The organism is Agriterribacter sp., from assembly GCF_035444585.1.
Taxonomy (GTDB): domain Bacteria; phylum Bacteroidota; class Bacteroidia; order Chitinophagales; family Chitinophagaceae; genus Agriterribacter.
On the sequence record NZ_DAOMOZ010000014.1, the window covers coordinates 11,244 to 23,811 of the forward strand.

At 44.7% G+C, this 12,568-nt stretch carries 6 protein-coding genes; 3 read left to right on the forward strand and 3 right to left on the reverse strand.

Features of this window, described 5'->3' with window-relative positions:
- Together PLH26_RS02750 and PLH26_RS02755 are read right to left on the reverse strand one after the other, a co-directional pair.
- On the reverse strand, positions 1-1,096 hold a 1,096-nt coding region (locus PLH26_RS02750), incomplete at its 3' end, for an arabinose isomerase (protein ID WP_324584452.1).
- Positions 1,097-1,153: 57 nt separating this feature from the next.
- Complete coding sequence (locus PLH26_RS02755) at positions 1,154-4,306, reverse strand: glycosyl hydrolase (protein ID WP_324584453.1); 3,153 nt, start codon at positions 4,304-4,306, stop codon at positions 1,154-1,156.
- 358 nt (positions 4,307-4,664) lie between these two features.
- On the opposite strand from PLH26_RS02755, the gene PLH26_RS02760 reads away from it, so the two are divergent.
- The 3 genes from PLH26_RS02760 (at position 4,665) to PLH26_RS02770 (ending at position 10,594) form a co-directional block, all read left to right on the forward strand.
- Positions 4,665-5,552: an AraC family transcriptional regulator gene (locus PLH26_RS02760; protein WP_324584454.1), complete on the forward strand. Its 888-nt coding sequence runs from the start codon at positions 4,665-4,667 to the stop codon at positions 5,550-5,552.
- A 501-nt stretch (positions 5,553-6,053) separates the two neighbouring features.
- The gene (locus PLH26_RS02765; protein ID WP_324584455.1) at positions 6,054-9,080 is read left to right on the forward strand and encodes a SusC/RagA family TonB-linked outer membrane protein; all 3,027 of its coding nucleotides are present in this window, start codon (positions 6,054-6,056) and stop codon (positions 9,078-9,080) included.
- Between the two features lie 20 nt (positions 9,081-9,100).
- Positions 9,101-10,594 carry a RagB/SusD family nutrient uptake outer membrane protein gene (locus tag PLH26_RS02770; protein WP_324584456.1) on the forward strand — a complete coding sequence of 498 codons (1,494 nt, stop codon included), beginning with the start codon at positions 9,101-9,103 and terminating at the stop codon, positions 10,592-10,594.
- Between the two features lie 178 nt (positions 10,595-10,772).
- Here PLH26_RS02770 and PLH26_RS02775 read toward each other — a convergent pair whose 3' ends face one another.
- Positions 10,773-12,557 carry a CotH kinase family protein gene (locus PLH26_RS02775; protein WP_324584457.1) on the reverse strand — a complete coding sequence of 595 codons (1,785 nt, stop codon included), beginning with the start codon at positions 12,555-12,557 and terminating at the stop codon, positions 10,773-10,775.
- Between the last annotated feature and the right edge of the window lie 11 nt (positions 12,558-12,568).

The window sequence follows — 12,568 nt, forward strand, 5'->3', positions numbered from 1 at the left end:
TTACTTTGGTCTTGCCCTCGGCAATGGCCAGGTGGCCCGGGCCATCATGTCCCATCAGCACCACATCGTCGTTAAAATCCATGGCATAGTACTCGGTAAACGACCCTCCAACGCCAAAGCTGTCCATTATTTTCATAGCCTGGGCATTCTTGACCTCGTATTCTCCCGCTACCGGCACGCCATTGGCGGTAAGCAGCGAATTGCCCAGTATAACAGAGCTCATGGTGTCTTCATTTTCAGCGATGCCGGTACCTTTATGATAATAGGCCATGGAGCCCAGCCGGTATTTATCTACCAACTGATCAAGTGCAACCGATGTGCGCGCAGCCCTTTCCAGCTCAAATGGCGAACAGTCGGGCTGCACATCAAAGGCTTCTGCAAACACTTTTAATTTGTCTTTTATCTCCTGCCCCGTTACCTGCCGGCGGATAGCAGAAAGCTCATCTACTTCAATGATTTCTATATGCCCGCCCAGTACCGCGCAATGCAAAGTGAAGTTGGAATAAATATCGAGCATACCCCCGTAATAATTACCCATCACACCCAGGGTATTGTGATACATGATATTGGCTACTTTGGCCGCCGATATCCAGCCTTCCACTTCTTTCCATACCACAGGATCATCGTGCAGCATGCCGGTAACCTGGTAAAAAGGAATACCCGAACGGTTGAACACGCTCGCTATTTCCGGCACAGGGCAGGCCGAACAATAGGCCAGCCACTCCCCTGTCATCTGCGTACGGTCATTCAGCCTGTTGAACCACTCATAATCTACAGCCGCTTTGGGCGACAGGTTGAGCACGATCACAGGAACCTTTGCACGCTTCACTACCGGCAGCACCGTAGACGATAAGGCGTACGTGGTAACATATAAAAATATAAGATCTACATCCTCCGTACGAAAGCTGTGACCGGCTTCAAACGCCTTCGCGGGGGTATCTATCAATCCCAGGTTGATCACTTCAGCGCCGAATGTTTTTAGCTTGCCGGCAACAATATCCACATAACCCGAAAGCCGCCTTTGCAGCCCCTCGAATTGCTCCCAGTATGCTTCAAGCCCTATTCCGAACAATCCAATCTTAAGGGTAGGCGTCATATGCTTGATTTGAGATTTGAAATTTTTGATTTAAGATTTATATAACGGATAAGCAGCTCATTTGCCTGCATACTGCAACAACTGAAAATCACTCATCAATCCGTAATCATACACATCATAAGCTTCGCCGGGGGGATATGACTTTATATTCCACCAATGCCCCGGTCCAACCATGCCCGGTTTGGGGTTATTGTGATGCGGGCCCAACAGGTTTTTAAGACTGCCGATCACTTCAACATCTACCCGGTTCATCCCTTTTTTGAGGTATTTGGTAACGTTTAAGGTATTAGGCTCCGAAAATACAATGCCTGCCGGCTTACCGTTTACTTTTACTGCAGCCACCGTTCCTTCCCATTCCCCCAGATGGAGCGCAAACCGCCCGCCGGTGTGTTCAAGGTTGAATTCTTTAACGTAGCTTACGCCAAATCCATATAACGGCATACCCTGCTCCTTCCAGCTCCCCGGCTGAAGCGGTTTGGGAGCCACGATCCGCCACCCTTTTGCAGCCGGCGCCAGGTTAAAATCACCAAGTATATATACCGGCTCAATTTCTGCGTATACGCTCATAGGGTTTGTTGTAACCGACAGTGTATTATCGCCGGACTTAAGGTACGCGCCAATGGGCAGTACCCCAAACGACCTGTCTAACCACCATTTGCCGGCCGCAGGCTTTACCGTTTTGCCGTTCACTTTAATTTCCGTCCACAGGTTTCCCTGTTCTACAACAGCGCGGAACTTTTCAAAGTTCACCTGTTCGTCAACCGTAAAATGATAGGTTGCCGTAAACCCTGTTCCAACAGAAAACGTATCTCTTGCCACAATATGATCTTTGAACTGCACCTGGTGGTTCCAGGGGTTCCTGTTAAAGCCGTAATGTGTAAAAACAGCCCGCGATGCTGCACCTACATGGGTGTCTTTTAAAAGGGTGTCGCCCAGCATTACATCGCAAAAATCTATCATCAGTGTATTTTCGGCAGGACGTATGGTTTGAACAGGCGTTCCTTTAACTACCGATCCGCTTGTTGGGGTCAAATGGCTTTTCAGGCCCTGCTGTTTTTTATCGGCTATAAAAAGCAGTAAGCTGCCGGCCGGTGGAATGTTAAAGTGCAGGGATATTTTATCTGCCTGCCCCTGCTCAGGATAGTCTGATATTTGGCCGGTAGCAGGGTCCATCAGCAAAGCGTCCTTTCCTTTTGCATACACCGTTCCTTTTGCAGGCGATTCCATGCTGGCGTTGGAAAGAAAGATGATCTGCCCGTCATGCATTAACCTGCGGTGATGATACAGGTCGCCGCCGGTAGCATCCTGTCCGTTCGGGGTTATCTTAAAATCGCTTTGACGGAACTGCTGTTCTATAACGGGCAGATCGAGGCTGGCAAACTGCAGGATATGATCGTTGGGCGCGTTGAAATATTGCAGCTCATTCTTTAGCGCACCGTCTATCCGTTCCAGCCTGTTAAACAATATCACCTTGCCTCCCGCAGTGGCATAAGCTTTCAGTAACGCGTAAGTAGCGCCGTCTATATTTTCCATTCCCGGCGGAATAACCACGGTGCTGTAAGCCCGTTCACCCACAATAAAGCTTTTACCTTTTGTTTTGCCGTGGTCTTTGATAATGTTTTCCGAACCCAGGTCGTATTCTACCTGCGCTTTCTCAAGCGTGGTGATGAATTGCTGGAAATGATTGCCGATGGCGCCCAATCCCGCATGCTGCTTTCCGGGGCCGGCGTACATCCAGGCAGAGCTTGTGGGCTCAATGATCAAAATATCGTTCTGCTGTTTGCCCTGCGACAGTACAAATGATAGCCGCGTAAAATATTCGTTCAGCGTTTTATAATAGGGCCACCAGGGTGTATGGTACGAAAAGCTCTGCGGGTAATCGTATTTCCTTGCGCCGGTCAGCGTCATCATGGAAAGATGCTGGTTTAAAAAATTAACACCCAGCACATATTGCCAGTCGCCCAGCCGCTTCATATCCTTAAAAGTAAGCTCCCATCCGCCGCCGCCGTAGGTTTCGCTGAGCGTTCTTTTTTTGTTGAGCTGGTTGGCTACGCTGGATAATTCTTTTACTGAACGGATATTGCCGAACTGCGCGTTGGGACTTTCCTCATCGAACTGGTTGAACAGCATATCAATGCCGGGTTGCTGGTGCCACGCGTACATGGCCATATTATCCGGTCCTTCCCCGGGGTTCGGCCATCCATGCTCCCAGTAATGTCCCGTCCATTTCAGGTTATGCTTTTCGGTATAAGCGTGCATGGGCTTCGACCACCGGTCAATAAACAGTTGTAAGAGCGTTTGCTGGTAATTGTGCCTTATTTTTTTCCAGTCGCCCGTTTCCTCAAAGAGGGATGGAAGATGGGTTTGCAGGTCGTATCCCCAGTTTTGTTTAAAGCTGCTGAAAAGGTCGGGAGTCCACCGTACATTGCCCGCACCGTGCGAAGGGATGCTGGGCTCATCCGAAAACAGTCCGGGAATTGTTTTCCCAAATTCATTAACTGCGATCTTTTCATATCCTTTCATGGTTACTTCAATGAACTTTTCGGTAACCCCTTTCACCATGAGGTCAACGTATGGGAATTCAGGAGGGCCAACGGTACCCGCCTGCTTTTGATAAAACGCTTTTTTAAAGAGGTAATAATTTCCCGGCTTGTCTTTTTCCAGATCCAGGCGGGCGCTGATATCAATAAAGCTTCCATTGTCTTCTTTCAGAGCGATGAAAATATCATCTGTTTGCTCAGGCAATGCTGTTGTCTTTATCATATGCAGCATCTGTCCCTGGTTATACGATTCCGGCATCTGGTCGGGAACATTGCCACCGCCAAACCCCGAAGGGTAAGAATTTTCATCGTATATCCATACATCCAGTCCCAATGCTTTCCCTTTTTGTATGGTATATTGATACAGACTGAACCAGTCGGGAGATAAATACTCGGTAATGAGTCCCGGCCGGGGGTGGACCATTATACCGCCAAACGCATTTTGTTTGAACTCCTGCATCATGGAATCTATGATGGCTTTGGTTACTTTGGTATGCCATACCCAAAGCGGCGCGCTGCCGTATGCTTTACCCGGCGATGCAAATCCTTTCTGCAAATATTTAAATGTATTGTTATTTGCATTGCTGCCGGTTGTTTGAGAGCGGCTATAAAACGGATCGATCATTATTGCCAGGAAAAATATCGCTGCAAACAGTAAAGACCTGAACATAATTGAATATTTAAAATCACTCAGAAAAATCATTATCTTAATAAACACAATGCGAACAATAGCGCCATTACCGTTTGTATACCGGTGCGGTTATTACATCGCATTGTTCTGAGGCATGAAAGTATCATGAAAAAACATAAAAGAGGATACACAATTTGATATTTCAGATACGCATCCTGATATAAAATCCCGCAGGCGCGGTACGATCATTGCGAACAGCGCTCTGCATCGTTGGATAGGCAATCCGGTGACAAGGCTGATGAAGTACATCCCGGTAAAAAGCAGCCTGGATAAAGACACACTGAGATACACAATTTGATATTTAAGATATACATCCTGATATATAATTATCGCATACATGATCAACTATTACAAATACCTCCCTACCAGCGATGAAGACGAAAGCTGGGGATTACATGTTTTGAGCGCGGGTTGCAACAGGATCCCGGAAAATGAAATTTATCCTTCCTTACAACATCCCGCACACCATTATTTTACATGGACCAAAGGAAGAATACTGGATGAGTTCCAGGTAATTTATATAGCCAGAGGTGAAGGTATTTTTGAATCTGCAACCTGCAGGAAAAATATCATAAAAGAAGGAACTGTGCTGCTGTTGTTTCCCGGTGAATGGCATCGCTTTAAGCCCAATGAAAAAACAGGCTGGGATGAATACTGGGTAGGCTTTAAAGGGCCCATTATGGACAACCTTATACAGCAGGAATTTTTTAACCGCCGCAAGGCCACGCTACGCGTAGGCATTCATGATAGCATCATCAATCTCATGCTTGAGATCATTGAAAAAACAAAAAATGAGAAAACAGGATATCAGCCAATGGTGGCGGGCATTGTAATGCATTTGCTCGGGCAGATCCATACGCTTGTGAGACAAAACAATTACAAGTCGGAAGACATTACCGAATCCATTATCAATAAAGCGAGGATCATTTTCAGAACGCATATTGACCAGGTCATTACTATCGAAAATGTTGCGGAAGAACTGAACGTTAGTTATGCCTGGTTCCGCAAAGCCTTTAAAGCTTACTCCGGCATCGCGCCGCATCAATACCTGCTGCAACTGAAAATTGAAAAAGCAAAAATACTCTTAGCCGACCCTGCCATGCAGGTAAAAGAAATTGCTTTCAACCTGAATTTTAAATCTACATTCTACTTTTCAAAACTGTTCAAAGAAAAAACCGGCAGCTCACCTGCGGAGTTCAGAAAAAAAATGGAGCGCAAAAACTGATCTTGTTGTAATATGCTCATACAGAAAAGTCCATTTTTTATTTTTTTAAAAAGATAAGAAAGAGAAGATTTTTTTATCCTGCGGGGTATTTTTCTACAGGACAGTGCAGGATGGGCTGGCTTCCTTCCCGATTTATTTTTCTTGCCGATAATCTTTTTTACCAGCGTTCAGCTTCTTCCGGTCAGCCGGAAAGACAAAGAAATAACAACTGCCATATGAGGAAATATGCAATCTACATATCGCCAGCAACCGCATATTCTTTTTATCCTAAACACCATCACTACCCCAGCCTGCCGGTTCCCTGCAGGTCAGCATTATATAATATATACGCCAAACACCATAATACCTTTATCTACCCTTCCCCTCCCTGATACCCGGTAGTATGCTGTATAGCAAACTTAATATCTACTGCCAAATTACATACAGGTTCTATTTTTCAACATCAAAACAACTTTTATGGTTAAAAATGTTTATTCAACCTCGTCAGGAGGTAAATGCATTATGGCTTTTTTTCTAGCCATGCTCTTCCATGCCGGTGTTTATGCCCAGCAGGATCTTACCATTTCCGGGAAGGTGGTTGCCGCATCGAACAACAGCGCCTTACCCGGTGTAACAATTACGGTTAAAGGCACACCAAACGGAACAACCACGAATGAAGAAGGAAGCTTTACCATCACGATACCCAGGGGCGCAACGCTCGTTTTCAGCTCCGTGGGATTCCAGGAAACGGAAGTGGTGGCCAACAGCAGCACTCTAACCGTCCGGCTCATTGCTTCAGATAAAGGGCTGGAGGAAGTAGTAGTGGTTGGCTATGGAACACAGACAAGAAGAAACATAACTGGTGCTATTTCCTCCATTGACGTAACCAAACTAAAAGATTTCTCTTCCACTAATGCGACCAAACTTTTACAGGGTACGGCTCCGGGCGTAGCTGTAAAGCAAACCACCGGCTCGCCGGGCAGAGAATTCCAGGTTACCGTGCGGGGGTTAGGTTCATTAGGCGCAAGCAGTAATCCTTTGTACGTGGTGGATGGCTTCCCGGTAGGCACTTCCATCGGACAAAATTTAAACCCTGATGATATTGCAAACATAACGATATTAAAAGATGCTGTTTCTACTGCCATATACGGAGCGAGAGGCTCAAACGGCGTGGTTTTAATTACTACCAAGCGCGCCCAGGAAGGAAAGGCAAGTTTAAATGTTACCGCTAATTACGGTGTTCAGAATGTACCGGATTCCAGAAAAACGAAAGTGCTGAACGGACAAGAATTTGCGCAGTTCAAAAAAGACGCATTCATGGACAAAATCCGGTATTTCGAAAACAGAGAGCCTGACATTGATGAAGTACCGATGGATTTCCGTTATCCCGAGCAAACAAAATATTCTACCAACTGGCTTGATGAAATACTGAACGATAATGCACCTTACCAGGATTATAATATTACTTTTTCACAGGGTAACGGGGATATTAAATCGCTGGTATCGGTTGGATATATAGATCAGAAAGGTGCTTTGATTGGCAGTGATTATAAGAACTATTCTGTTCGGGCAAATGTTGACGGAAAAGTGAACAGCTTCATCAACATGGGATTAAATCTTGCGGCTTCTTACGCAGAGCTTAACTGGGATTTTGGCACTGAAGGCAGGGCTAATGCAGTGGGAAGCACTTTGTTAGCCGACCCACGCGAACCGGTGTATAATGAAGACGGGACATTTAACCAGTATATTGGCGGGCACGATGGTGTTTTTGGATTTCCCAATCCCGTACAAAACCTGAAAGAAGTATTGAGAAGAAAGAACATAGGGGATATACTGGCCAACGGGTTTGTGGAATTGTCTTTTTTAAAGCATTTTAAATTTAAGTCTGCTGTAAACGCCCGCTTAAATTATTATTCCTTTAAACAATACGTTCCTTCCACTATTGCAGGGGTAAATGCGCCGCCTCCAAGGGATGCCAGCTCAAGTAATGATGCCAACAGAACGATAAATTTAAGTGCAGACCAGTTGCTCACATATGCTAATCATTTTGGTGAACACCGCCTGGATGTGCTGCTGGGTTATTCTGCACAGGAAGAAACTTTTAAAGGTCTTTCCGGCTCGGGCAGCCAGTTCCCCGATGATCTTACTCCCTTTCTTAGTGCAGCAACCCTGAAGTCTTCTACTTCCAGCGAAAACGGGTGGAGCCTCCTGGCATATTTTACCCGGATAAATTACTCTTATAAAGGACGGTACCTGTTTTCAGGCACTTTCAGGCGGGAAGGCAGCTCCAGGTTTGGGCTAAACAACCGTTACGGTAACTTTCCCGCATTGTCTGTTGGATGGAGGATTTCAGATGAATCGTTTATGTCAGATATCTCCTGGCTGAACGATTTAAAATTAAGAGCCAGCTGGGGAGAAACAGGCAATAACAATATTGGAAATTATTCGAGCCTCTCATTTTTAAATCCCAGCAACTATATCCTGGGGGATCAGTTTGCAAGCGGCGTGATAATAAGCTCTTTTGCGAATTCGAAATTAGGATGGGAAAAATCAAGCCAGTTGGATATAGGCCTCGACCTGTCAACGCTTGACGGAAAATTAACATTCACAGCAGACTATTACCGTAAGCTAACCAGCGATATGCTGCTTTCCATTCAGTTGCCTGCGATTTCGGGATTTACCAGCAGCCTCGGTAATGTAGGAAAAGTGCAGAACACAGGTTTGGAGTTTGCCCTGGGATACAGAACCAATATCCGGGCTGTAAATCTTTGGGGTAATTTTAATATTTCATTTAACAGGAATAAAGTGTTGGCTATCCGGGGAGAAAATGACGAACTGTGGACCGGGGACCTGTACTCCAATTATAATGTTTCCAAGGTAGGCAGGCCCATCGGAATGATTTACGGGTTCAGAACACTGGGGATTTTCCAAAACGAGGAGGAAATAGACAAGGCCCCGGTTCAGGAAGGTGCCATACCAGGTTCTTTCATCTATTGGGATGCAAGCAGTGATGGAGTGATCCAGTATGACCAAACAGACATGGTGGAGATCGGGAACCCATGGCCTAAATTTACCTATGGGCTGACACTGGGCGGCAATTATAAAAATCTTGACCTCACAGTTCTGCTAATGGGAGCGCAGGGATATGATATTTTCCGCCAGGTTGAATCTTCTACGATGAATATGGACGGGGTGTTCAATGTGCTGAAAGAAAGTAAGGACAGGTGGAGATCAGAAGAAAATCCCGGAAAAGGATATTGGCCTACCACCAACTTCTGGAAATGGGAGAGAGAAAGTAATTCCCGCTATGTGCACGATGCCAGCCATATATGGATAAAGGACATTACATTGGGCTACACACTTCCTAAAAAGAAATGGCTTCCCAGAGGGTTCAGGGTGTATGTAAGTGCAAATAATTTATTCCTGTTCACAAACTACCCTGGCAACAACCCGGATATCGATCTCCGTGGCGGGATCAATCCCGGGAATGACGATGAGGCTTATCCGGTACCAAGAACATTTGCGGTAGGAGCCAATTTAACTTTTTAAGCTCATTCAAAATTTTTACAATGAAAAAGACAACTATTATTATAGCAAGCCTTATTATTGGTTTAACCCAGTTTTCATGTAATAAGGAGTTTCTTAATAAAACAGATCCCACCAGGATTGGCGTCAATACCTTTTATCAGGATCAGTCGCAGATTGACCGTGCGCTGAACGGTATCTACGGACAGTTACAGGATATTATCAACGACGAATGGCTGTACAGCGAACTGACAAGCGATAACACTACTGTTGACTTTAACCCGGACGACCGCGGACAGGCTTCCAACAGGGAGCAGTTTGAGTATTGGGTACTCAATCCGGGTACGCCGAACATCCGTACCATGTATAATAAGTACTACAATTCGCTCTTTAACATCAATTATACTTTATCTAAGCTGCCTGATATATCAGATCCGTCCGTAAAAGCTGTAGAAGGACAATTAAAATTTCTAAGAGCGTATTACTATTTTAACCTTACCCGCTACTTTGGAGATGTAATACTTATTACCGAAGCGCTTGATGATCCTACTAAAGCATGGGAATATGTGAGGGAGTCGCAAAGTAATGTTTATGCTCAGATAGAGAATGACGCTAAAGATGCTGTTGCGTTGCTGCCTGTAAATTACGATGCAACGAGTAAAGGTAAGATCACTAAAGGTGCAGCTTTGACCTTGCTGGGAACACTGTATCTGACTAAAAAACAATATACCGATGCTGTTAATACACTTAGTGAGGTACTACCGTTAGGCTATGACCTGCTGACCTCTTATGCTGATGTATTCGATCCGAATAATAAGAACAGTGTGGAATCCATATTTGAAGTGCAGTACCAGGGCGGCAATGATCTCGGCGAATGGAGTGGCTTTATTTATACATTTGCGCCCAGGTTATCTAAAGATGCCATCACCGGATGGCCACAAAGCAACCCCGGCGGATGGGGTATTCCAACCAAGGATCTGATCGAATCGTATGAAGACGGAGATTTACGGAAAGCGGCTTCTATCGGCTTAGACTTCCACAGTCCTATCACAGGAGACGTTGTTCCCTATATTAAAAAGTACGCTCATCCTCATGCTATTTATGGAAGAACTGATGACAACTGGTTTGTCTTTCGTTATTCAAACGTTCTGCTCATGCTGGCAGAGGCTATTAACGAACAAAGCGGGCCTTCCGATGCCTATCAATATCTGAACCGGGTAAGAACGCGGGCAGGGCTCAGCCCATTAAGCGGACTGGATAAGGAAACCCTCAGAACAGCAATTGATCATGAAAGGAGAGTTGAATTTGCATTTGAAAATGATCGCTGGTTTTTCCTGAAACGGACAAAAACGCCTGAAGAATTGGCCAGCTTTCTGAATGCTTACGCTGCAAGGGAAAAAAGCGATCCTACTGTAACCCGGCAGGGGATTCCCTATTCCGGCGGAGATTATGTCTTTAACGCAAATGAATCTCTTTTCCCTGTCCCGGCTGAAGAGATCAGAATAAATGATAAGCTTACACAGAATGACGGGTATTGATCACACCCTCTGTAAAAAGAGGCTGCCTCAATAGCTATGTTTTGCCACAAAGACACTAAAACACAAAGCTCTGATCTTCAGATTTTATTTTCTTCGTGTTTTAGTGCCTTTGTGGCATATTTTCTATAGGCGCCTTTTGAGACAGCCTCTTTTTCTGCTTTTTATTGAAAAGATATTGCTATAAGCTTTCAATATACGTATCCAAATAAGAAACCCTGTTTTGCAGCCATGTTTTAAGATTGACCGTTTCATTTGCAAAATCTGCCCCGCCGCGTTTCCACAACTGGTAGTCGTAATAACGCGCCCCTTCTATTGATCCCGAATATTCATCTACAAAATCCAGTAATCCGGTAAGCTTATGATCTCTGAAACCGGTCCATCGCTGCCTGATCATCTCTTTGATCTGCGGATCAGAAAGCAGCCTTGTAAAAAACAAGGTGCCACCGGATGAAGAAGACCAGAATAAAGGCCTGTCATAAGAGCTGAAATGATGATTTAAACCTTCATAGCTGAATGCCCAGTCAAAATCCCAGATAGGCCCCATAGTATATTTGCCTGTACCTGTTTTATGTATATAGGTGCTTTTAGGGTGATTGATCTCTTCATTGTCTGTTAACATGTATGCAATCAGGTAACCGGCTACTGAAGCCCCGTCTATATAATCTAAATAATTATTATCCGGGAAATCAGGCGCAGCAATAAGCGCTTCCATCTGTTCAAATTGCGACCTGATGGGAGCAAGCTCATCCTCACCGGTTAAATCGGGGTATTTCAGCATAACAGGCAAATTATAGGAAGCCGATTTGAATTGCCAGGGCTCATCAAAGTTCGTGTCCAGCTCAATCAGCACTCCATCGTCACCAACGTTTACCCTGTTCTTTTCCGCTTCTACCTGCTCTGTAAACATATAAAGCCCCTGGTACACTCCGTTCAGTGTTAGCTCAACAGGAATAATATTATTTGTATACGGAATATCCAACAGTTTTCCTGCTTTCATAGCTACAGCATTCAGCATGTTTGTTCCATCTAAATAATTCGCCAGCAGTACCCAGTCTTTTTCGGCCGACAATCCCAGCAATGATGCCTTACTGTCTAACTTTAAACGATAAGGCTTTTTAGGATACCCCCAGGTTGAATTGCCTCTTCCTTTGATCCTCGTGGTACCGGTATAGTCGCTATATGTGTTCCTGCCATCAATGGAAATATCGGCCTGCACATAGTTGTCTTTAGAGGTAACGGCTGCATTCCCTTCCGTAATGATATATATATGAGGGATGGTAACCTTCTTATTCCAGTTGATCTTTACGAAATAACTTCTTTTAAATCCCTTTGAAGATACCAGCGAATAAACAACTTTCTCGTTGAAGTTAATTTCGGGAGCGGCAGCGTCCTGAACGGCTCCGTTAATATTTACATTTTGCGAGAGCGATGAAAATGTGGGAACCAGCATAGGATGTCCGGGATCCAAATTCCCGTATATAGTATCTCCCATAATTTCAAAATGCACATCTGTCCGCAATCCGGGGTTTTTACTTTTTTCTACGCTATATGCACTAATCAGCAGTTCGGGATCTTTATACTCGCTTAAAGTGATCGTATAGTCAAAAAGGTTGCCGCTTTTTGTTCTTACGGTAAGCACTGTATTGTTGCTTATCTGCACATGGTTATCGGCAGGGTCCAGCATCACATTATTTACATACAGATGCTCGCCTTTAAAATTACACGTAATGTGCACATTATTCAGCATTATGCCCTCTGGCACAGGGATCAGTATTTTATTGGCTTCAACAGAAGCGGTTATATCCTGGGTTAACAGCGCATCATTTTTACTGGCTTCAACGATAAAAGACAGCACCTCTCCTTTTTCAGGAGCCAGATCTTTTTTGCATGCGGGAAAGGAAAAAAATAAAATTACCAGGAAGGCGGCAAAGAAACGGGGTAAAGGTTTTAGGTATTGGAACATAATATTGATAA